The following is a 24254-nucleotide window of genomic DNA, read 5'->3' on the forward strand; positions in this document are numbered from 1 at the left end:
AAAAAATGAATTTTATCTCTTTTATTTCTGTCAAAAACTACTTGAGCATCTTATGTTCGGTGTCATTGTTCCTGCTTGTAAACATCCAGGCAACGGCGCAGTCAAAAGAAGATCCCGATCAATTAGAAAATAAAATTTCCAATGCTGAAAATGACAGTAAAAAGGTAGAATTATTGATCACTTTAAGTAATTATTATCTTACTAAACCGGGAGAGCTAAAAGCCGATCTTGAAAAAGCTGATCAAATAAATGTAGAAGCAAAAAAGTTAAGTAATAGTTTAGGCTATAAACCGGGTATAGGAAAAGTAATGCTTTTGGATGCTCAAATTCACAGAGAGAGCGGAGATTCTAATTATGGATCAGCAAAAACAAATGAAGCACTCGTCTATGCTAAAAAGAACAACTTATCTGTTCTTACTGCTGATGTTTACAGAGAACTTTGTGCTTATAAAGGATATGAAAAAGCGGATTTCGAAGAAAAAATAAAATATCTTGAATTGGCAATTCCGCTTTACAAAAAAAGTAAAGAGTTCAGAAAACAGGCAGATGCTTTAAAAGATCTTGCGGATTATTATGGTATCATAGAAGAACACCAAAAGGCCCTTGCACTTCTTGAAAATGCTGTTGTTATTTATAAATCTATTGGTTTTAAAGAACTTCAGGGTGTTTATACATTAATGTCAGGCAATTACGGAATATTACAAAATCCACAATTATCACTGAAGTATGCATTGATGGCGGAAAAAGCAGCAGAAGAAACTCATGATACCAGTTATCAACTTTGTACGATTTATAATCATCTTGGTCTTGCTTATTATGATCTTCTAAAATTTGACTTGGCATTTGCTAATTTTGAAAAAGCACTGAATATTGCATTAAAGAATAAAAATGTAGATGATATCAATGCAATAACTTATAATCTGGGATCATTATACTGTCACAAAAAAAATTATATAGCAGCTTTGCGAACGCTGAAACGAAGTGAAAAGAGCTATCCTCCAAAGGATGAAATTACTAAAATAAGACAGCTGTTTATATTTATAGTCTCTTATTCTATGCTGAAGCAAACTGATAAAGCCAAACCCTATTATGAGCAAATGCTAAAAAAATATCAGGAATCTGATGTGGGTCTTTTCTATAAATTAACCGGAATTATTATCTATTTGCAGCAGTCCGGGCAAGCAGAAAAAACGTATGCATATCTCGAAAGATTCAAAGAATTTGCTAAAAAGTCCGATAAGCTTATCTTTTATTCACAAATTGAACTTTTATCATTTCAATCGGATTATGCCAGTAAAAAATACGAATCGGCTATTGAACATTTAAAGCAGCATCAGGTATATAAAGATTCTATATTTAATTTAGAAAAGCTGAAACAGTCGACTGCGCTTCAACTTCAATTTGAGACGGAAAAAAAAGATAAAAACATCAAACTGCTCACGCAGCAAGGAAAGCTACAAGAAGCAAAAATTGAAAATGAGAAGGTGATCCGTTATTTCTTCGTAGGAAGCCTGGTTGCTTTGGTGCTCTTTTTAGCTTTGTTGTATAACCGTTCAAGGGTTAAAACCAATGCCAATAAAAAATTAGAATTAAAACGTAAGCAGATTGACGAACAAAATGAGCAGCTGAAAAAATTACTGGCAGAAAAAGAATGGCTGTTGAAGGAAATTCATCACAGAGTAAAAAATAATTTACAGATTGTGATAAGCCTTTTGAATACACAATCTGCCTATCTTGATAATGAAGATGCATTGATGGCGATCCAAAACAGCCAGCACAGAATGCATGCAATGTCTCTGATTCATCAGAAATTATATCAGTCAGACAATCTTTCGACCATTGATATGTCGTGGTATATTTATGAATTAATCAGCTATATCAAAGAATGCTATTCATCAGAAAAAAACATCAATTTTGTTTTGGACACAGAAAAAGTTTTTCTGGATGTAGCTCAGGCGGTACCGATGGGATTAATTGTAAATGAAGCGGTGAATAACACCGTAAAATATGCCTTTCCCGAAGAAAAAAGGGGTGAAGTAACGGTTTCTTTTAAAAATACAGAAAAAGATTTTTATGAGCTGATTATTTCTGATAATGGAGTAGGACTTCCGCAGGATTTTAATATTGATGAAACAGAATCTCTCGGAATGAATCTTATGAGAGGCCTTACAGATCAGCTGGACGGAACTTTTTCTCTGGAAAATAAAAACGGTTTAAAAATAACAATCACCTTTAGAAAAAATACAGATATTGATGTTCAAAAATAAGGACGTTGATATTTTTAAAAAGTAATGAAAGAAAAAATATTAATAGTAGAAGATGAATTCATCGTAGCTAATGACCTTAAAATCATGCTGATGAAAGCCGGTTATCAGATCACGGGAATTGCATCTTCTGTTGTACAGGCGAGAAAATCTATTGCAGAAAAAAAACCGGATTGGATACTTTTGGATATCATGCTGAAAGGCGATCTTACAGGTATTGATCTTGCTTGGGAATTGCGTGAAAAAAAGCTACCTTTTCTCTATATCTCAGCCAATACCAATCAATCTACCCTGGAAGCTGTAAAAGAAACCCAACCTTACGGATTTATGGTGAAACCTTTTCGTGAGCGTGATCTTATCGTGATGCTGGACATTGCAAAATACCGTTTTGATATTGAACAAAATGCTGAAATTCAGGAACCTGAAACCCACCAGCAAATAGAAGGAATTATCGGTAAAAGCCCGTTACTTCAGGATGTTATTGAAAAAATAAGAGTAGTTGCACCAACAGATACTTCGGTTCTTATAGTTGGAGAAAGCGGAACTGGGAAAGAAAAAGTTGCCCATTCTGTACACAAACTTTCTGACAGAAAAAATAGTCCGATTGTGATTGTCAATTGTGCCGCATTGCCTCATTCTCTTATTGAATCTGAACTTTTCGGTCATGAAAAAGGAAGTTTTACAGGAGCAAATGTGTTGAGAATCGGCAAGTTTGAACAGGCAAACGGAGGAACCATATTTTTAGATGAAATTGGAGAATTGCCATTAGATTCTCAGGTAAAATTGCTGAGAGTTTTACAGGAAAAGGAAATCGAAAGATTAGGCGGAAACAAAACCATTAAAGTAAATGTAAGGATTGTTGCTGCAACCAATCGTTCATTAGAAAAAGAAGTAGCAGAAGGTAGATTCCGGCTGGATTTATATTACCGGTTAAATGTCTTCCCGATCGAGTTACCATCTTTAAAAGAAAGAAAAGAAGACATAGAACTGTTATCTAATTTTTTCCTGAATAAATATGCAGCGGCTTCAAGAAGAAATATCACATCTATCAGCAAAAATGCATTGGAACAGCTTTCTAATTACAATTGGCCCGGAAATATCCGTGAACTGGAACATCTGATAGAAAGGAGTGTTCTAATGGCTAAAACAACAGAGATCGATCATTTTGATCTTCCAAAAACTATTGAAAAACCATCAGAAGAGTCTCAGGGAGAAATAAAATCGATGGAAGAAATGGAAAGAGATCATATTCTGAATGCGCTTTATTCAAGTGGAGGGAAAGTTTCAGGTTTAGGAGGCGCGGCAGAACTATTAAAGATTCAGCCACAAACATTGTATTCTAAAATGAAGAAATTAGGGATTGACAAAGGATATAAATAAAATTACTATGGAAAAAGAAACAGGAAGAATAGAAGGATTTAGTGATGCTGTTTTTGCAATTGCAATCACGCTTTTGGTTTTAGACCTTCACGTTCCCGAAAAAAATTCAATAAGAAATGGCAGCGATTTTTTGATTTTTCTCAAGAATCAATGGCCTGTATTTTTGGCATTTATCCTTTCTTTTTTCAGTATTTTTATTATGTGGGTCAATCATCATAAAATTTTCAAACAAATCTACAGCCGCAATTCAGGAATTACGTTTGCCAATGGACTGATTCTCTTTTTGGTTTCTGCAGTGTCATATCCAACTTCTTTGCTGGCTCAGTATTTTGATGGTGAAGCGTCGTCTGTGGTTGTTGCTATATATACGGGGATATTTGTGCTAATCAATCTTTCCTATAATTTACTTTGGTATCTCGCCAGTAAAAATAAAGAACTTTTACGTCCCGGAATTACCGATCAGGCCATTAGAAATATTCATAACAATTATCTTTACGGATTGCCAATCTATTTGATAGCCCTGTTATTTTCTTTTTGGATTCCGGCTATTTCGCTGATCCTTATTTTAGGATTATGGATTTTTTGGGCGGTATCTTCAGGTAAGATAGAAATGCATTTGAAAACCGTGAAAAAAGATTTAGTTTAAAAATAATTATTTTGGTTCTTTAAATTGATGTTCTTTTTTGATTCCCAATTTTTGCATTTTAGAAATGAGTGTTGTAGCCGGTAATCCTAACAATTTGGCAGCACCTGATGCTCCTGATATTTTACCATTACATTTTTCTACGATTTTTAAAATATATTCTTTCTCCATTTGATGCAAGGTTTTGATTTCTAGATTATCATCGGTAATCTGGGGATTAACGATTTTTGTAAAATCCATTTTTCGGATTATACGATCTTTTGCAGTGAGAATATTTCTTTCAATTAAATTTTCAAGTTCCCGAATGTTTCCGTACCACGGATTTTCACATAGATCATTCATTATTTTTTTAGAAAAACCTTTGATTTTTTTACCGGCTTTAGCATTATGCTTTTGTAAAAGATGATTTGCAAGTAAAGGAATGTCAGTTTTTCTGTCTCGTAAAGCGGGAAGATGAATCCTGAAAACATTAAGACGATAAAAAAGATCATTCCGGAAATTACCGTTGGCGACTTCTTTTTCAAGGTTTTTATTTGTGGCAGCAATTACTCTTGCATTCACTTTTATAGACTTATTTCCGCCGATCCTCTCGATCTCTTTCTCCTGTAAGACCCTTAGCAGCCTTCCTTGCAATTCCAAAGGCAGTTCCCCAATCTCATCAAGGAAAATTGTACTGTTTTGTGCTTGCTCAAATTTTCCTTTTCGTTGTTCTGTGGCGCCGGTAAAACTGCCTTTTTCATGACCGAACAATTCGCTTTCGATTAGATTTGCCGGGATCGATGCACAATTTATTCTGACCATTTTATTTTTTGATGATGAAGATAGATCATGGATGGCTTGTGCTATGAGCTCTTTTCCGGTACCCGTCTCGCCGTCAATAAGAACATTGGATTCCGATGGTGCTACTTGGGAAATTTTATTGAATATATCTTTCATCATCTCACTTTCTCCGATAATTCCATGAAAACCTTCTTCGTTATTTTTTTCTAAAATAGGTTTCTGAATGGTTTCCTGAGCCGTATTCTGATTATTTTTAGATCGTTCTCCAATCATAATATTACGAATTGTGATCGACAATTGGGTAGCAATACCTTTTAGAATTCTTTCAGGAAAGTCATCTGAGGTCATATAATTTTTATAAAACAGAAAAAGTACACAGGTATCATTAAGAATTCTTGGCAGACAAAACCCAACCGCCATTCGTAATCCTGCATTTTTAGCACTCAGAAAATAGGCTGGAGTGGATGAATTGTCAGATAATTCTTTCAAATCAATAAATAAAAGTTCGGCAGAATTCAGGCATTTTTCAAAGTAAGCATCGATGGAATTTTCAGTAATATTATTTTCAATTTTGAAGCTGCTCACAAATGTTTCAACACCAAGATCAATATTTCTAATGAAGACAAAATCATTGAAATGAAACTCAGATTTCAAACTTTGATTAAAAATACCTTGAAACTCATTTTTATCGAGAACTGCAGAAAATGCTTTGTTCAAATTTGAAATCAGAAACAGTTCTTTCTGCATACTTTGCAGTCGGTTTATCATTTCCGTATTCTGTTCTTGTTGCTTACTCATCAAAACTTCATTGAAAGTTTAAAGATAGGGAAAGTGTTTTATTAAACTAAATTCTTTTATCATCAATCAATTAAATAGATATATTATTTATGGCAACAATATACTTTAATGTACCAAATGATTTTAATGCGTTCAATGGTTAACAGACTTATTGGAACTAAATAATTCAATTAAATGAAGTTATTTTATGAAATCCTCGAAGGTTGCTACATAAGAATTAAATCGTCCGTTAATCAATAAAATTCAGGCTATAAAATATTAGTCAACAAGATTTAAACACGTTCTTAATATGGTTTCATGAAAATTAATTTACAGATAAAACTTTCATTTAAACCAATAACGGAATAGATTTTCAAGCGGAAAAGTGAAATTTTCTATGAAAAATACTGAATATTAATTTTTTATTAAAAATATATTAATTATGTTAAAATAATAAATATATTAATTAAATATTGTGCTTAAATTATTATTTTTGACAAAATTAATAACTGCTCGAAAATGAAAATTCATTTCTTGGTTCTACTTAATGAGGATATACCCTTAATTTATTAAAGTTGTGATTACAGTTTATAACTGATTGTAATATCCCATTAATCCATCCCCAAAAATTATTCTTATGATAAAGAAAATTCTCTTCATGCTTGCTTTCGCAGGAACTATAATTGCACATGCTCAAACTGGTAATATTGGTATAGGTACCGCTTTGCCTACCACAAAACTTGATGTAAATGGAGGGGTCACCTACCAAGAAGGAGCACCTATAACAGTCAATGGAACCACAATTGTAATTCCTGATCTATCTTTTTCGCAATATCGTTTAGCAGGAACACCTTCTTCTGCATTTACAATTACTGGCCCAACAACTTCTGATGGAACCACAGCAATAATATCCGGAGCAAGACTGACAATAGTAAATGCTACTTCGCAGTCTGGTGTATTGAATAGTTTTTCAATTTTGCCGGGATTAGCACAGGAATTTACATATTCTAATGGGAACTGGACTGCTATTCGCAACCCAAGCGGCCCCATTGGGTTATTTGCCAAATCAGCAGGAACACAGGTCATTACTGCGGCTCAGGTCATTACTGATTGGGTAGTAACCACGAATAATTTTGGTACTGCCTGGAATGGCAGTGTTTTTACTGTACCAGCGAGTATGCAAGGCTGGTATAACATCACTGCGGGCTATAGCACCTCCGCCAATTATGCAGGAGGCATTCGTACTCCTCATCAACACGTGCTGATAAGAGTGAATGGTATTACAGTAGCACAGGCATCAGCCGCTGTGGTTATAACCGGAGGCCTGGTAAGTGGTAATGCACCTGGTAGTGGAACCGCTAATGCATCAATTAATTATTATTTAAATGCTGGCGACCAAATATCCATAGTTGGTAATCATTTAAGCTATCTGGTGTCAAATAATGCGTCTACTCCAGCTGCAGCAGAGCCTCTATTGACGTATTTATCTGTATTGAAGCAATAACTCATGATTCTGAAACTTATTTCTAAATATAGCCTCCAGAGAATAAATGCTAAACCTAAATCAGAAAATACAGTTCACTGCTAATCCATGTATTACCGTAGGTTTCTGTTTGTGAAAATCAAAATTCATTAAGCGTACATACTTAGATGCTGAAAATGGGAATGTCCTTTTGGAAAATAACAAATCCTATTCAGATGCGGGCCAGCTTATGGGACTATGTAATCCATACTTTATGGGATTATGTTTATTGATTTTTATAGAAAGAATCAAGGCGCAGATATGGTTGCCATAAATTTAGTGACTTGGAATGAACCAGAATATCAGGAAACATCAATAGTCAATTTTGAGGAAATAAAAGACTCTTTATCACAAATGAATATTGAATTTAATTATGAATTCAAAGAATCTGCCTTTTAGATAGTATTTAAAAATTATATTTCGACATTATCAAGTATAATTTTCTTATTCGATTTAGCAGAACGAATCAAACCTACATTTTCAAAGTGTGTCTTCTTTTTGTAGTAAAATACAGAACTGCCTATCATGAAAATTTTATACGCATTCCAGGCGCTTATTCCGTGTTCTGATCCGGAATAAACAACCAGTTCCTGCTTCTCAAAGGGTGCTAAAGCTTTTTTGCAATCATATCTTTCACTACAATATTTTCCAACGTAAGTTCAGCTAAGATTTTCAAGAGGTAGATTATTAGTCTGATATAGGGCGGATAATTATATTATTGTCCTAAATAAACAAAATAATTGGTATTTAATGCTGCCGGCTGTATATTTATAGGAGTTGCAGTTCCTCCGGAGCTCACCGTATAGGTATGATTATGTCCGATTGATGAAGAAATTATATTATAGAGTCCTCCGCCTCCGACAACCGTTCCTGCGAGCCAGTATACATGGATATTATTTCCGCCGCCAAACGCAGTAGTAGTTCTGATCCTTTGATAGGTCATTGTATGAGAGTGCCCTGCTTCCGCATCTGCTGTATAGCTGAGGTTGACATTGGGCAGATTTGCTCTGGTCAGCGTTGCCGTACTGCTTCCTGAAACACCACCGGTAGCTGCTGTAGTCCCCATAGAATAACGACCTGCAGCATTGGGCAGAAACGTGGTTATTCCTAATATATTTGATGCATTATTTTGGGCTGTTTGCGGAAGTGTAGTAATATTTCTTCCGTTTAGCAGATACCACCCGTCATGGTCGGCTGTAGCCAATGAAGGTTTTACATCTCCTACATCAAAAAAGTCAGGATTATGCATAAGTACACCCTGTGCACTGGATATAACACCGGCTACCTTGTTAAGGGTTTGAATTCTGACAATACCATCTACATCAAAGGTCTGAGTGGGAGAAGTCGTCAACACTCCCGTAGTAGTGGATACCCCATCCAGATAAAGAAGTCCCGGACCTATATTAAGTTGTTTTCCATCCTGATTGATTTGTCGGTTTGATGTTAAAGTTCCATTTACAGTGTAAATATTTTTATTATTACTCCCGTCTCCTGTAAGAGGAAACCAGGTTCCTGAATGAAAATACCAAAATCCCTTTCTGGTGATTATCAATCCGTTATTTGTTAGCGAGTAAGCCAGCTCCGATTCGTCAGGACTTTGCATATTTTCAATCTGAAAGGCTGTTTGACGGGGAATCAGTATTCCATTATTAGTGGAAACCACATCCAATACGGTTTGAGGATTAGCTGTCCCTATTCCTACTAATGGCTTTTGTGCCAGAGAAGGTACAGATAGTCCCAAAGAGAAAATAAATAGTATAATTGTTCTTTTCATTGATTTAATTTTATTGTCCTAAGTAAATAAAATAGCTGTACGATATATTTTGTGGTAAAATGGTAAGTGGAGCTCCAGTTCCGCCCGTATTAACAGTTCCGGTGTGGCTGTGCGCACCGGAAGCAGGTAAGGTTATCGCTGTAGTACCAGACACCGTTCCTCTGCCTGCTCTAAAAACATAAGCGTTACCAGCTGCATTTTGAGCAAAATTGTATCCGCCGGCAGTTAACGAATGCGTATGTGCTGCTGCCGTCGATGTTACTCCTGTTAAATTAACATTAGGAAGGTTAGCTCTGGTCAGTGTAGTTGTATCAGAACCTCCCACGGTGAATGGAGTTCCTTGTTTCATGAGTCTTCCATTGGTATTTACCAGCGTACCGCTAAGTCCTATTGCTGAAGCATTACTTTGTGCAATGGCGGGGAGTGTATTTATGGCCCGGCCGTCAAGCTTATACCAGCCGTTGTGGTCATTTGAGCGTAGAGATTCTTTAACGGTGCCATAAGCTACTTTAGGACCAATAGATAAAGTTCCGTCTGAGAGGGCTTTTACATTTCCGCCTGTGAGATTTCTGACACGCACATCTCCATTTACATCTACCGTGTAGGCCGGAGTATTGTTTCCTATTCCTATTCTCTGTTCCACAGAGTGAATCGAAAGTTTATCTGTATCAAATGATAAATTGCGCCCGTTCATGGTTACCGTACGATCGGAAGTCAGAGTACCATTATTATTATAGATGTTGATAATCGGCTGGGAGCCTCCTCCAAAGGGGCGCCATATCGTGTTGTCGTAATACCAGAAACCTGTTTTATTAATAACAGCACCATTGTTTGTAATTACATAAACCAATTCTCCTTTAGCGGGATTTGTGATGGCTTCTGCCTGTAATGCGGTCATTCTAGGGATGAGTATGCCCTGTGTAGTGGAGTTGATATCCAATGCTGCATTAGGATTGGCTGTCCCAACACCTACACGCTGTGCACTGACCGGAAGAAAAAATAGAAGATTGAGTACCGATATAATTTTAGTCGAAGTTTTACTAAACATAATTTAATTTTTAAATTCCTAAATAAATAAAGTAATTAAGCTGTATGTAATCAGGATTCAGCGCAATGGCGGTCCCTGTTCCTCCGGTCGGTATAGTGACGGTGTGATTGTGTGCTCCCGATGCTGAACTTGTATAACTTCCCTCAGAAAGTATTGATCCCGGTATTGCCCCTCCCGCCAATTCCCATGAATTGGCATTACCATTAACGGTTTGTAGAATATCCGTTCCTCTTACTTGTGCTGCACCCGGGCTTACCAGAGGATGAGTATGATACAAAGTTGTTGTGCTTCCGCTAAGAACAAAATTGGGTAAGTTGGCTTGGGAAAGAACTACGCTTGTCGTTCCGCTTAGTGTTCCGGGAGGTCCTTGTTTGATATATCTTCCTGTAGCATTGGGAAGGCTTCCTGCAAGTCCAAGAGATGTAGCTTTTGACTGAACACTTACCGGTAATGTAGAGAGTGCCCTGCCATTAAGCAAATACCAACCTTCATGATCTGTAGAAAGATAGGAATATTGGATATCTCCATAATGATTAATCAGCCCGGTATCAAAAGACAGTACACCATCTCCTTTGGTGATTACATTTCCTTTAGACAGACTACGGATTCGCATTCCTCCGTTAATGTCTAATTTTTCTGTTGGAAGGTTAGTATTGACTCCAATATTACCTGTAATTCCGGATATAAACAGTTTATCGGACCCGATATTCATATCATGATTGTCGAGACCGACAATTCTGTTACCTGCAAGGCTGCCATCAGAATTATAAATATTCTCACCTGTTGAATTATTGGCGGTAATGGGATTCCAGATAGTGCCGTCAAAATACCAAAATCCGATAGTATTGACCACACTTCCTGTATTAGTTGTACAAAAAACCAGCTCTCCTTCAGTCGGTGTATTGATTTGTTCTATTTGGGCTGCAGTCATTCTGGGAATTAAAATCCCGCTTTTATCCGATACAATGTCCAGGGCCGCATTGGGCTTATCTGTGTTGATTCCTAGTTGGGCGGAAATCAGGGATGCAGTAAGCACTCCTAAAGTGGTCAATAATTTTTTCATGCCTTAATGTTAGTTTTATGTATACTTATTTTTGTAATTGTTCTATTACCTGAAATAAAAAAGGGTAAATAAAATGCATGATTACAAAACGGTTTTGTTGATTATTTAAAATTGCTGAGTATGCAGATAAAATAAAATATGGACAAAAGTAGAAAAGTATAGGGCTGGTAAAAAGATAATATCTTGTCTTTTTCGGGAATAAGGTAAAATATAATAAATGTATAAGTATCTGTATTGTAATGTGTTATATTAAAAAACAACTTTTGTAACAAAAGCTTTTTACAAAGTTACTTTAAGATAAATTTAATGATTAACTAAGACAAAACATTCCTGAAAACAGAATTTTGAAATTACTTCTTTGTTGCGAGAATCGTTCCAACCATTTACGGAACTAATTCAGAAGAATTATAAGTGCAATCTATTGCAAATCAATATTATTATAGCAAAAAAACAAATGGTCATTTTCAGGAAAATGACCATTTGTTATCTTTCTGCATGACATAATGAAAACTACTTTTGTAATCTTTAGAGGAAATATTTCAAATGAAATTACAAATTTATTTCATTCTGATTTTTTAGAGAGAAATGCTATTCATAGCGCAAGTAGGTATAACTAATATTAATCAGGAAGCTCTAAGTCAAATATCACGTTTAATCCATTGAAATCAGATGTTTTCGCAGCAAATAAAAAAATTCAACTTCATATAAATAATATAATTATTAGTTTTTAAGTTATTATGAAAAGCAACATTCTCCTTTTAATGTTTTTGGTTGCAGGCAATACGTTTGTAACAGCTCAGGTTGGTATTCTGACCCCAAACCCACAAGGCCCTTTACATGTTGATGGTGCAAAAGATAATCCTGCTACAGGAATTCCGACAACCATTCAGCAGGTAAATGATGTAATAATAACTACGGAAGGAAGTCTAGGTGTGGGTACCATTGCTCCAGATTCCTCCTCCTCTGTGGAGGTTAACACAACCAGTAAGGGGTTTCTTCCTCCACGGATGACTAATACTCAAAGAGATGGCATCGCTTTACCGGCAACGGGATTAATGATCTATTCAACTACCAGCAAATGTCTGCAGACAAATATTGGTACCCCTGCTTCTCCCAATTGGGGATGTGTAGCGGTACAAGGCAGTACAGGTGCCCCGGTTGTACAAGTAAATTCTTATACTCCTAATACACCGGCTGGATCTGCGGCAAGTGAAACCTGTCTTGGAAGTCTCTGTGTGAGACACAATGGTAACGCAAGTGAAGGAAGTATTTTGTTAAGAAGTAATACGGGTGCATCAATTCCTAATTCAAGTATAGCAGGATTTCAGGTTGCTACCAGTGGGATTAACATGGGGGATACTGAAATTGTAAGTTTAACTACATCCTATACCCAATTCTACAGGGGAGGCGCCAGTGGTGGCGAATTTATCAACTATCAGGTGTGCACAGGTACTGGTGAGAATTATAGAATTTTTTTGACAATGGTGGCACCGGTACTTAATCCAGGTGCAGGAAACGGAATGTATCTTCTCAATCTTGAAAAAGTAAGATAATACCACATAAAGCTTCTTAAAGTTGGTCTTTACGATAATTGGCAGATGTGAAACCGATATGATAAAACGCACCTGATCGGCAGGTGCGTTTTTTTAGCAAAATGATTCTGTGCAGCATCTGAAAAATATTCGCATTATGACAGAGAGCTATTATCTTAAACAAAAGCTGGCTGTTATGGATATGATAAAATGAAGATAAAGCCTTATGGTGTGTTAATTTTGTCACACCAATACTACCATAAAGATAATCTTGATTTTTTGATTAGACGATGATTATGTAGTCATTAGTTTTGTATTTGTCCTAGTGAATCATATTGGATATAATCAGTTCTTAACTTTATCTAAAAAGAGAATCAAGTTACAGGTGATAACCGAACTCTGTATATTTATTTACACTTTCTACATATCCAACTTACGACATCAAAGCTTATAAATTTTTTTCCATTTGGCTATGGTGTTCCTGCTGAGCTTAAAATGGCGGGCTATCTCACTGTTGTTAAGTTTGTTTTTATCTTGATAATCTAATATTTCCAGAATTGTTTTCTCATTGTATGATCTGTGTGCCTGATTAAAGCTATCAAATTCTTTTTCTATACTTTTAAAAAGAATTCTTTCAAGATTAATAACATCCAATGGCGAAAGACTGCCTTTAGACAGTATTGCTTGGCATTTATATTTCTTTTCAGGATATTTTAGATCAATAAGATCTGTATATATTTTTATATAGTCTGGCTTACCTTGTTTTTCCAATAAAATAATTTTAAATTTTATCAATTTTGTATTTGCTGATCCATTTGTAGAGTGTAGTTTTTGGGATTTTATATTCATCAATGACCTGCCGTATTGTTTTTTGTTCTGTACTGATAAGTTCCAGAATAAAATCAATCATTACTTTGGTATAAATATTTTTGCGGAATTGTGGGAGTTTAGATTTTTGGTCCGGCTCTTTCTTATCAGGTAAAGCAGGAGGTGAAAAAAGTACCAGATGTTGGGTATAGATGCGGAAAAAATCATATTTCAGCAATTTGCTCCATTTTAGAAGAATACCTGTATCCATATCCTTTTGTTTATACATTTCCTCGACATCTTTCTCAATACAATCGAAAAGATTGCATATGCGGGATACTTTTATATTGCATTCCGATACTCTTGTTTCAATAAAGGTACCGATGTGTATGTTCTTATAGTTGATGGGCATTGAATACTCGTTTTGAGGAGTTGTTTTTTATTGATAGAATTTATAGTTTGCTGAGAATTAAGAATAATAATTCTCAGCATGAGATATTATTTAAGTAATGTCAATGTAAAGCTATTCTGAGAAAAAGAACCTCTTGAGGTGTTTGTGGTACAGCCTGGAGAAGAAGACCCTCTTACTTGCATATAATATGTTCCGGCTGTCAGGTAAGCTATATTCGAAGTATAAATAAAGTCATAACTACTAGAACCGGTAGGTACATGGATATCCTGCGAAGGAAATGCAACATTTACTGCTGCCGTTGGGCTTTTGCTCAAATTATAGGCAAGAAAAGCTCCACAACCCGCTGGGCTTTTATCGGTAATAAGACGCGGTGAAACAATATAATATCCGGGAGTAGTAACAACAGCGCTTGCTCCAAGGTAGGTCATAGCCGCAAGGATATTTACACTGGTACCTGTTGTAGAGTTAATGACAAGTGCAGAACCCGTAGTGTCACGCCAAGTCGCTATACCATTAGCATCAGAAACCAAAACTTTACCTTCTCCCTGTGTTCCGTCTGCAATTTTAACGGCACCTGCAACGGTTCCGTTATCAATATCCAATCTTGTGGCAGGAGCTGTCGTTCCCAAACCTACTCTGTTATTTAGGGCATCGATATTAAAAGTAGTATTGTCTACCTGAAAATGACTGGTTCCTGTGGTAGCAGAAGAGTTGAAAGAAAGGGTTTTATCAGCCATTGTTACCACTCTGTTCGATTCAAGCGTTCCGTTATTTTTATAAATGTTGGTGTCCTGATTTATTTTCTGCCAAATATTTCCATCGAAAAAATAATATCCCTCTTCTGTAATGTTTATTGTCTTTGGCGAAACTGTACTTACGGCAGAGGTAGCATAGACCATATTTCCTTTTTGATCGATTGTATACTGCAAATCTCCGGCTTTGATCTGATCTCCCGTAAGCCGTGGCACAAGAAGTCCTTCCGGTTTACTGCCATCAGTTGTTTTTGCCGTTACATCGAAGGTTGATTTTGGATTGCTTGTATTGATCCCTATTTGAGAGAATAATAATTGAGTACCTAGGAAACATAATAGTAGACTGATTTTTTTCATTACTCTATAAAATTTAAATATGATTTATGAATCTGATAATGATCCGGATATGATGATTAAAAAGCGATGTAAAAGTAGATGAATAGTGCATTATCGAGAAGACAATGTCTTGCTGTTTTCAGGAATATGACAAGATATAAAAATGGTATAAATGTAAATATATCAATACTTTACAATTTATTTTTAAATTTATCATAAGCGCTTCTACAAAAAAGGGAAAAGTTATTTTAAATGAATTTTAATGATTCACAAAAAACATAAACATGGCCGGAGAACCGACCATGTAAGTAACTTGCAGATATTGAGGGATGTTCTACATAGTTATCAGTTGTGTTTTCAGGATCGCAAAGGAGAAGATGAACTGCAAATTCTTTCTAAATCTTTTATTAAATCAAAATTTTTGAAGATAATCTCGTCTTGATCACAAAATCAAAAATTTTAAGATTTCACTCTTTGAGGTCTTTTTTTCCAATCTACTTTTATAATGATAGATATACTGATCAACAATATTGATTTTATGTGTTTGAGAAAATTATCTTTTTTGATGATAATTTATACCGTTTTTTAACAGCCAGTGAAATTTCTAACTGAATATCCGCTTTTAATCATAATGCTTTTTTTAACGCAAAGCACGCAAAGATTTTTGGACTACTAACTGCTTTTAAGTTATACAAAGGCGTTCTACTCAACAAAGTTCACAAAGAAATCTTCAATTATGTCAAATTACGGATAATCATAAATTTCTATTAATATTTAAATAAATAATAGATCTAAGCAGATACGTTCAGGCATATTTTTATCTGGAATTACTTTACTTGAGAAGAGGGATTTTCATCTGGTACTATGCGTTCTTAGAATCTTAAATTTAATGTAAACTACAGATGTTCATCCTATTGCATTATTATAGACATTTGTAGCTGCTTAGTCTATATTTTATAAAAATTGTGAAATTCTTTAAATCTCCGAACCTTAGTTACCCATATAAAGAACAACAACTTCTTGATTGCCTATCCTGTTAGTTGAATTACATGTGTTTGAACCACCTAAACCCCAGCCCCATCTTCCTATTGTTGTTCCAGCAGTTGCATAAACCAAAACTGTGACTGAATTTTTATACCAGTTCCATCCATCACTTCTAAAAGTATAAGAGTGAAAATAGTATCCCATATTTCCTGCAAGTGGAGAGCCAAGATTGGGAAGATAGGAAAACGCCTCTGCAAATTGAGAAATAGAAGCTGTAATTTGATAATAACCACTTTTATTAGCCACAAATGAACCGTCGGCATTCATATTTCTTCGATTAGTCAGAGCAAAAATGGCTCTATTAATTCCCGTACATGTTGTTGTCGTTGTTTTTCTGCCGGTTGCATAGACTCTTGGGAGATCAGGAAGATCAATATTATCCCTCCATGTTCCCACTCCGTTGGTATCTGATGTAAGTATTTTCCCTTCACCCTGGGTTCCATCTGTAATTTTAATCTTACCAATGACATCCAGTTTTGCTTTCGGTGTGGCTGTACCCAATCCCACATTCCCCTGAATAATAGCTCCGTTAGCGGGCGCGGCTATTGCTGCATAACCGGCTCCAATGGAAGTATTGCCACTTACCGTAAGTTTGTTGACAGGCTTAGCTGTACCCACCCCTACATTTCCCTGAATAATAGCTCCGTTAACGGGTGCGGCTGTAGCTGCAAAACCAGCTCCGATGGAAGTATTACCACTCACCGTAAGATCATTGACAGGTTTAGAGGTACCCACCCCTACATTTCCCTGAATAATAGCTCCGTTAGCAGGAGCGGCTATTGCTGCAAAACCAGCTCCGATGGAAGAATTACCACTTACCGTAAGTTTGTTGACAGGCTTAGCTGTACCCACCCCTACATTTCCCTGAATAATAGCTCCGTTAACAGGTGCGGCTGTAGCTGCAAAACCAGCCCCGATGGAAGAATTACCACTTACCGTAAGTTTGTTGACAGGCTTAGCTGTACCCACCCCTACATTTCCCTGAATAATAGCTCCGTTAACAGGTGCGGCTGTAGCTGCAAAACCAGCTCCGATGGAAGTATTGCCACTCACCGTAAGATCATTGACAGGTTTAGAGGTACCCACCCCTACATTCCCTTGAATAATAGCTCCGTTAGCAGGTGCGGCTATTGCTGCAAAACCAGTTCCGATGGAAGTATTGCCACTCACCGTAAGTTTGTTGACAGGCTTACCTGTACCTACGCCTACATTTCCCTGAATAATAGTCCCGTTAGCAGGTGCGGCTATTGTTGTATAAGCGGCACCAATAGAAGAGTTTCCATTAACGGTAAGAGCATTGGTAGGTGTAGACGTCTTGATTCCTACGTTACCTGCTGTTTGGGCAAACATCCCGATACTGCACGGGATGAGCATTAAAATGAAATAATTTTTTTTCATAATCAATAATTTTTTTTTGTTAATATTAAATTGAATTTAAAGTTGTCAGTTGTGTTATTTATATGGATTAAGGATGATGATGCATCACCTTTGAAATTCTACAAAAATATATCCTAGTGCTCCAAAACCAAGTCCGTCTCCATCTGCTATATGAAAACTTACTCTATAGAAGGTTTTATCTACATAAGAAAAGAATGTAAACTCTGCGTGGCCATCCTGCGTACAATTGATAGGAATCAAAGCTGGATTAGGATTGCTTGGTATTCCGGCTCCTATATTCGCAAATGTCGGAGTTATGGTTAAGGGAACACTGTTAATAAATCCGGAACCATTTTGTGCAGTTCGAGATATTCCGTGGATAATCCCCGTATTATTGGTTCCTGTTGTTGTTCTTACCTGCATATAAGAATCCGTATTTGTACAGGTCGTAGATGGATATCGAAATTCTAGAGATCCTATAGCCACAGCAGAACTTGTAGGAGTAGTTGCATTAATGTTAAATGATCTGAATGACGTTGTTAGAGAACTCTGCACCACAACATTACCATTGGCATCAATTCCCAGAGGGGAAGTATTTGATACAGGCGGGGTTGTATTATTGATATTAGAGAATTTCAATCCTGAAGATCCTTCAACCCCTGAAGCAATTTCCATTTTTGCGGTAGGAGTGTTGGTTCCTATTCCCACTCTGCTGTTAGCGGCATCCACAGAAAAAGTGCTTCCGTTTACAGAAAAGGCATTCGTAGAGGTTCCGTTAAAAGCAAGCGTATGGTCTGCCTGTGTCACCGTTCTATTTTCTGTAAGAGTTCCGTCTGAATTGTAAATATTAGTATTAAGCTTTACCCAGGCTGTTCCATTAAAAAAGTAAAAGCCGGTAGTATCAATATTGATGGCATTCCCTGTTTGTGCTCCGGTTGTGATGTTATTAATATAAATAAGGGTAGAGGGTGTGATACCGGTCATACTTTGGGCTCTTTGTCTGTCGATCCTTGGGATCAGCATTCCGTCTACTGCTGTTGTTGTTCCTGTTGCATTTTTTGCTGCGACCTCAAAAGTGGCAGTGGGAGCGGGAGTGTTAATGCCGACTTGGGCAAAAATACCGCTGGGAATTAAAAAAAGCAATAGTAGTTGTTTCATTTTTTTATTCTAAAGTTTAATTAAAAATGTGGGAAATGAGATTGATATTATTGCGTTGCAAAAGCATTTTATTGCAGCTGAAAATTCAGAGTGTTTGCTTGCTGATTATCTGACAAAAGTACCACACCAATTAGCATGACAAAAGAAAATACCTTGTCTTTTTCAGGAAAAAAACAAGGTGTATTTGTATAGTAAAGTATTGATTATTAAATAATTAAAATTCTGTTTTTTGAGTTTCTTCCTGCAGGTATTTTATAAATAAAGAAGGAGATAAAGTGGTTACTTTCTTAAATATTTTGCTGAATTTGCTATGCGACGAAAAGCCCACTTCTTCTGCCAAAGAGGCCAGTTTATAGTTCCGGTATTGAGGGTCATTTTTGAGTTTCTCAATGATGTAATTAATCCTCAGCTCATTAATGTAATTATTAAAATCTTTCTCTTTATGGGTATTGATAACATAGGAAAGGTACTTGGTATTGGTTTCAAAACGGCCTGCCAAAAAGGGAAGGGAAATATTTTTATTATTAAAAAGATTGGATTTTTCAAATTTATTCAATTTTACAAGCAGCTTTTCTTCTGTTTCTGAGCTCATTAATACTACTGCCTCATTATTTCCTGCTTGATGCACCGATATATCGACTTTTTCTAAGACGACAGGGCTATCAGCACTGTTTTTTATATTGGATTTCCGAAGGATCTGTTTAAATTTTTCAATATTTTTCCTTTGTTGGATTTTAGATCTTATATATAGCACGAAGATAAAAATGACAAGGAGTGCGCTCATTAAAATAAGGTAATTTTTTAGGGTACTTTTTTTCTCTGCCTTTATTATTTTTGTATCAAGCTTGGTATAAGAGTCATCGATAAACTGACGAGTTTTTGACTCTATTTTCTTCTCTAACGTGTCTTTTTGTTGGTCTGTAACCTTTAGTTTTTCAATATTTTCAGTCTGTAAATAATATTGTTTCTCTGCAGTGTAAATCTCTTTTTTTTGTTCAAGGTTTTCTGTTTTTTCAGATACTTTTTTGGCGAGATCCAGATATTGTTTAGCTTTTGACAGATTTTTTTTTTCTAAATATACATTAGTAAGGCCAATGTAAATATAGCTCGTAGTTTCATTTTCGGGAAAATCTTTAACTAAGTTTAGAGCCTTCTTATAATGATATAAAGAAGCATTAATATTTTTCAGATTGTAATAATTAGACCCAAGCATCTGTTCGTTATCAGCAGTAAAAAAATCTTTTTCTTTTATAACATTATTGAAATGAAGCTGAGATTGTTGAATATACTGATTGGATTTCGTGTATTTTTTTTGATCCATTTCGTAATAGGCCATTTCTTGCAGAATTAATCCCTGGATTTTATGTGCTATTAGCGTATCTTTAATCTTTTTACCTGTTTCGAGTGTTTTTTGAGCATATTTTTTTGACTGGCTGTAGAGTTCAACACCGCGATATTGGCCGGCTAAAAAGAGAGAAATCCGTGCTTGCCAGTTTAAATCATCCGTATTCTCAATAATTGTTTCAGCTTTTTCGGCATACAATAAGGCTCTCTTAAAATCTTTCGCATCTCTGTAAAGGGTAGCAGAAAGCATTAAACTTTTTGCCTGAAGGGTCGGTGTTTCAGAAATCTTATATAAAGAATCAGCAACATAGAGTGCTTTTTTGAAATCTGTGGAAGCGGTTTCTAAATAGGTTTTGTTATATAATTTATTATAAGTTGCTAAATCCTGAGCATTTACAATTAAATAGGAAAATAGGGTAAGGACAAAAGTTATTTTTTTCATTATGATGTATTTATAAAAAATGTAAATGCCTTATAAATTTATTAGACATTAGACGATTAGAAATTTTATAAGTATTTTTTTAATTGATGATCACATAAGATTGTGACATTTTTTTTGGAGTCTGAATCTGCTGTATCGCAACATCGTGATTACTTAGAATTTGTATTAGAATAATTAAGTTAGATAAGTTTAAAAATATCCAACTTAAGACCAATTCTTATCTAATAAATTGGCTCTTAGCTTCATTCATGTTTAGTTTTTGCAAAATTAATGAATTTTAATAAAGAGATTATAAATATTTTTTTATTTAATCATATTTTAAAATTAAACAATACAATATTTTGTTTTGATATACAATAAATAATGAAGTTTCTGCAAATACATAAGCTGCTTATAACTATTAACTATGCTTTCAAAGCTGAAATAAAAATAGAACCACAAATAACTGATTTAAGAGGAATAGTATTATGTTCATATTACAGGAAAAATAAGATACCGTACTATCCTTTTTTTAATTTTCTACATATACAAATTTAACATTTATAAATTACCAATTACCTCATAACCATTGATTAGTACAAATTTTTTCAACTTAAAAAATAAAATAAATGTGTTGTCATTTTCCGGAAAATGACAACACATTTATTTTATTCTGATCATTACAAATTTTACTTTTATCCAATCTAAAAGAGAACGAAACTGAATCTGGGTTCCATAGATTATTTGTCGAAATTATCTTTTAAATGAACTCATAAACTTTATAATGATGAAAATTAAAATTATTCTCGCTTGTATTACACCAAATTTTGTTTTTGCCCAAGTTGGCATAAATACATCCAATCCGGCAGCATCATTGGATGCCGTGACAAAAAAAATGGATGATACTACATCTGCAGGAATCATTACTCCGAGACTTTCAGGAGATCAGATAAAATCTGCTGATTCCCGGTACACAAATCCTCAGATCGGAACATTGGTATATGCTATCAGAGCTGTAAATGGCTCAATCACAAAAACAGCAGGAATCATGGATATACTTAAACATCAATGCTGCTAATTCAGGAAATAATACTCACGCATTAAGCATAATTGCTACATAGGCTGCAAATCACACACTCCTTAGCTAATTTCAATGTAACAGTTCCTAGTGGAGGTAAAGATAAGACGCTAGATAACAGCTCTCCATGTTTGGTAGTCAATACTTTTATTTATTTAAGACAGTAAATAGTGGGGGATTGAGCAGAATCTAAACACAATGTTTTAATATGGATCGGGATTGCCCGGTTTTTTAGTTTTTTTTGCAGAACCGCAATACTTCTGCGGTTTTGCTACTTATCTTGTAATCCACGGATGGCTTTCTAAAGTACCAAGCTTGATTAAAGTTGTGGTTTTAAACCAATGATTTTTGCCAATCGTAGAAGATGAAGATGTGAAGAATATCCCAAATCCTTCTCCGTAAATTATTTATATAAACAAAATCTTATAAACAATGAAAAAACACTTTATTCTCTTAAGTACCCTCATGATTGGAGGATTAGCTTACTCGCAGATAGGTATTAACACCGACATGCCCAGAGCCACACTTGATGTGATGGCAATTCCTGCAGATCTTACCAAAACTGATGGGTTTATTGCCCCAAGATTGAAAGGCTCTGAACTTAAAGCAAAAGATGGCAATTATACAATATTGCAGACAGGTGCCATAGTTTATATAACTGAGGCTTTAATACCAACAGACACTACTCCTAAGACTGTAAATGTAACTGCAGTAGGTTATTTCTATTTCGATGGAAGTATCTGGCAAAAAATGGCGGCAGATTTACGTATGGTAGGTACCAACCACATTACCCAAGATGCTGGGAATGGTAGTAATGGAACCAGTGTTGGTACAGGCTTAAATAATATTGCTATCGGGAAAGATGCGCTAATGTCAAATACTACAGGAGTACAAAATATTGCTATTGGCGTAAATGCCCTTAAATCTAATACTACAGGTAGGGGAAATTTAGTTATCAGTAATAGTGATGGTACTTTTGAAAGCAGTGGAGGCAGTAATACTACAGGGAATTATAACCTTGTATTAGGCGGAGATGCGTTTACAGCAAACACTAGTGGTGAATATAATGTTGCTATAGGTGGAGCTTCACTTTTTGAAAATACAACAGGAAATTATAATACGGCAATAGGGGGACTATGGACAATGGGGCAAAACACGACGGGAATAATGAACACAGCTGTAGGAGTTGAGGCACTTACCAGCATGACTGTAGGGGTGGGAAATACAGCAATAGGTACTGATGCCCTTTATAATTTTATTGGGGATAATAATACTAATAGCGTTGGTAATATCGGATTGGGATATAATTCTGGGAATAATCTTAAATCAGGTAAAAACAATATTTTAATAGGTTTAAATGCAGAAGCAAAAGTTTCGCCAACAGGATCTAACCAATTAAATATAGGCAACTGGATTTATGGTGATAATGGTAAAATTGGTTTAGGCACTGCAACAATTCCGACAAACACACTGCATATTTCTGGCGGCACTACTAATCCTGTTCGTTTTGAGGGATTAAAACCCGGTTTAGCAACTGATAAAATAGTAGTTGTTGATACTACTGGAGTATTAAAAACAGTAACGACAGCATCACTTTCTGCAGCAGATTTTAATTTCAGTTCGCTTCCCACTTATGCAAATGATTCTGCAGCGGCAGCTGGCAATCTTGCAGCGGGTAAACTATACAAAACTGCTACTGGAGAAATCCGGATTAAATTATAACTGATGTAACGGGAGAAGGGGAGGACCGTTTCTGGACTTAAATTTAGAGAGTGTCTGTTTCACCATAAAAATCGCTTCCATTATACTTATCGCGAATGCCACACATCGGCTGCATCAGGAGCAACGATATATGCCATTGCAAAGCGGTTTGGTAAGAGGTTGGACAATGATAAACCTTTGTCCAGCCTTATTTTGTCCCTATTTTTATCCCTCGTTTAGTACTCATAGGTGCACCAATTATTGTTTTAATACAACATAATCAATGTGATACATTCTGTAATTGATGTGTTTGTTTTCCTAAATACACATAAATTTCAAACTTTTTCCCAAATTTATTTTAACACGACGAGTTCTGTCGCTACCCGAAACTATCTTTGTATCAATAAGAAAACAGGATAAGAGCTCTCTGTTATTTATCAATTATTAACCAATTAACTTAACCAATTTATTATGAAAAAATTTCCGTTTACTCCAGAAGGAGTACAAGCAAAACAAAAAGAGTTGAACGCTTTATCAATCGACGAAAGATTAAAAGTTGCCGAATATGTAGCCAATAATCCGGTTGATTTTATTTCTGAAAACTTCGAAATGTCGGACGAACAGCAAGCTTACCTTAAAGAACTTGAATTAGTAGACTTAAGAGTAACAGGATTCAGTTTAGCGATCGGATTTTTAGGACAAATTCCTGTTGATATGCAGGATACAACACCTCCTTCAACTTTCGCTTCAAGAGGAAAGAAAAAGAAAGAGCTTTCCACAAACGTAAGCACAACAACCAATCCTCAGACCGGTGCTACAACCGTAACGGGTTCTGTCGGCATCAAATGGACTTGGTAATCTAAAGGCAGCTTAATTTTATAAGGCTGTCGATAAGACAGCCTTTATTTTCTACTGAAAAATTTCAAACTTTTTCCAAATTAATTTTAACACGACGAGTTCTGTCGCTACCCGAAACTATCTTTGTATCAATAAGAAAACAGGATAAGAGCTCTCTGTTATTTATCAATTATTAACCAATTA

The 24254-nt window shown here is 35.5% G+C and carries 19 protein-coding genes; 9 read left to right on the plus strand and 10 right to left on the minus strand.

What is annotated here, in order from left to right; all coding sequences use genetic code 11:
* Positions 1-5 precede the first annotated feature (5 nt).
* The 3 genes from ABD745_RS05535 to ABD745_RS05545 are packed head-to-tail and all read left to right on the plus strand — an operon-like array spanning position 6 to position 4290.
* On the plus strand, positions 6-2267 hold the full coding sequence (locus tag ABD745_RS05535) for a tetratricopeptide repeat-containing sensor histidine kinase (RefSeq protein WP_344826466.1): 2262 nt from the start codon (positions 6-8) through the stop codon (positions 2265-2267).
* A 24-nt stretch (positions 2268-2291) separates the two neighbouring features.
* On the plus strand, positions 2292-3644 hold the full coding sequence (locus ABD745_RS05540; protein WP_344826469.1) for a sigma-54-dependent transcriptional regulator: 1353 nt from the start codon (positions 2292-2294) through the stop codon (positions 3642-3644).
* Between the two features lie 7 nt (positions 3645-3651).
* Positions 3652-4290, plus strand: coding sequence for a TMEM175 family protein (locus ABD745_RS05545; protein ID WP_344826472.1), 639 nt, complete (start codon positions 3652-3654; stop codon positions 4288-4290).
* Positions 4291-4296: 6 nt separating this feature from the next.
* Here the strand turns inward: ABD745_RS05545 and ABD745_RS05550 are convergent, their stop codons facing one another.
* Complete coding sequence (locus ABD745_RS05550; protein ID WP_344826475.1) at positions 4297-5865, minus strand: sigma-54 interaction domain-containing protein; 1569 nt, start codon at positions 5863-5865, stop codon at positions 4297-4299.
* Positions 5866-6481: 616 nt separating this feature from the next.
* Between ABD745_RS05550 and ABD745_RS05555 the strand changes: the two genes are divergently transcribed.
* Complete coding sequence (locus ABD745_RS05555) at positions 6482-7348, plus strand: hypothetical protein (protein WP_344826478.1); 867 nt, start codon at positions 6482-6484, stop codon at positions 7346-7348.
* A 240-nt stretch (positions 7349-7588) separates the two neighbouring features.
* Complete coding sequence (locus ABD745_RS21540; protein ID WP_425549783.1) at positions 7589-7765, plus strand: MIT C-terminal domain-containing protein; 177 nt, start codon at positions 7589-7591, stop codon at positions 7763-7765.
* A gap of 316 nt (positions 7766-8081) precedes the next feature.
* Here ABD745_RS21540 and ABD745_RS05560 read toward each other — a convergent pair whose 3' ends face one another.
* From ABD745_RS05560 to ABD745_RS05570, 3 genes are read right to left on the minus strand one after another with little or no spacing between them, the layout of a single operon-like run.
* The gene (locus ABD745_RS05560) at positions 8082-9140 is read right to left on the minus strand and encodes a hypothetical protein (protein ID WP_344826481.1); all 1059 of its coding nucleotides are present in this window, start codon (positions 9138-9140) and stop codon (positions 8082-8084) included.
* 10 nt (positions 9141-9150) lie between these two features.
* Entirely contained in the window at positions 9151-10188 is a 1038-nt protein-coding gene (locus tag ABD745_RS05565) for a hypothetical protein (RefSeq protein ID WP_344826484.1), read from the minus strand.
* A gap of 10 nt (positions 10189-10198) precedes the next feature.
* Positions 10199-11251 (minus strand): hypothetical protein, encoded by a 1053-nt coding sequence (locus ABD745_RS05570; RefSeq protein WP_344826487.1) that lies wholly within the window; start codon positions 11249-11251, stop codon positions 10199-10201.
* A 737-nt stretch (positions 11252-11988) separates the two neighbouring features.
* Here ABD745_RS05570 and ABD745_RS05575 point away from each other — a divergent pair.
* Positions 11989-12804 carry a hypothetical protein gene (locus ABD745_RS05575; RefSeq protein WP_344826490.1) on the plus strand — a complete coding sequence of 272 codons (816 nt, stop codon included), beginning with the start codon at positions 11989-11991 and terminating at the stop codon, positions 12802-12804.
* A 420-nt stretch (positions 12805-13224) separates the two neighbouring features.
* On the opposite strand, the gene ABD745_RS05580 is transcribed toward ABD745_RS05575, so the two are convergent.
* The 6 genes from ABD745_RS05580 to ABD745_RS05605 form a co-directional block, all read right to left on the minus strand.
* Entirely contained in the window at positions 13225-13554 is a 330-nt protein-coding gene (locus ABD745_RS05580) for a helix-turn-helix domain-containing protein (protein ID WP_344826493.1), read from the minus strand.
* Positions 13555-13564: 10 nt separating this feature from the next.
* Positions 13565-14002, minus strand: coding sequence for a transposase (locus ABD745_RS05585; RefSeq protein ID WP_344826496.1), 438 nt, complete (start codon positions 14000-14002; stop codon positions 13565-13567).
* 86 nt (positions 14003-14088) lie between these two features.
* The gene (locus ABD745_RS05590; RefSeq protein ID WP_344826499.1) at positions 14089-15111 is read right to left on the minus strand and encodes a hypothetical protein; all 1023 of its coding nucleotides are present in this window, start codon (positions 15109-15111) and stop codon (positions 14089-14091) included.
* 969 nt (positions 15112-16080) lie between these two features.
* On the minus strand, positions 16081-17532 hold the full coding sequence (locus ABD745_RS05595; protein ID WP_344826502.1) for a hypothetical protein: 1452 nt from the start codon (positions 17530-17532) through the stop codon (positions 16081-16083).
* Positions 17533-17616: 84 nt separating this feature from the next.
* A complete protein-coding gene (locus ABD745_RS05600; RefSeq protein WP_344826505.1) occupies positions 17617-18669 on the minus strand; it encodes a hypothetical protein in 1053 nt (350 codons plus the stop codon).
* Between the two features lie 214 nt (positions 18670-18883).
* A complete protein-coding gene (locus ABD745_RS05605; RefSeq protein WP_344826508.1) occupies positions 18884-20455 on the minus strand; it encodes a helix-turn-helix domain-containing protein in 1572 nt (523 codons plus the stop codon).
* A gap of 763 nt (positions 20456-21218) precedes the next feature.
* Here ABD745_RS05605 and ABD745_RS05610 point away from each other — a divergent pair.
* From ABD745_RS05610 to ABD745_RS05620, 3 genes are all read left to right on the plus strand, one after another.
* Positions 21219-21512 (plus strand): hypothetical protein, encoded by a 294-nt coding sequence (locus ABD745_RS05610; protein WP_344826511.1) that lies wholly within the window; start codon positions 21219-21221, stop codon positions 21510-21512.
* Between the two features lie 510 nt (positions 21513-22022).
* Positions 22023-23234, plus strand: coding sequence for an autotransporter outer membrane beta-barrel domain-containing protein (locus ABD745_RS05615; RefSeq protein ID WP_344826514.1), 1212 nt, complete (start codon positions 22023-22025; stop codon positions 23232-23234).
* Between the two features lie 450 nt (positions 23235-23684).
* The gene (locus ABD745_RS05620; protein WP_344826517.1) at positions 23685-24071 is read left to right on the plus strand and encodes a hypothetical protein; all 387 of its coding nucleotides are present in this window, start codon (positions 23685-23687) and stop codon (positions 24069-24071) included.
* Positions 24072-24254: the final 183 nt, after the last annotated feature.

Source organism: Chryseobacterium ginsenosidimutans, assembly GCF_039536845.1.
Lineage (GTDB): Bacteria > Bacteroidota > Bacteroidia > Flavobacteriales > Weeksellaceae > Chryseobacterium > Chryseobacterium ginsenosidimutans_B.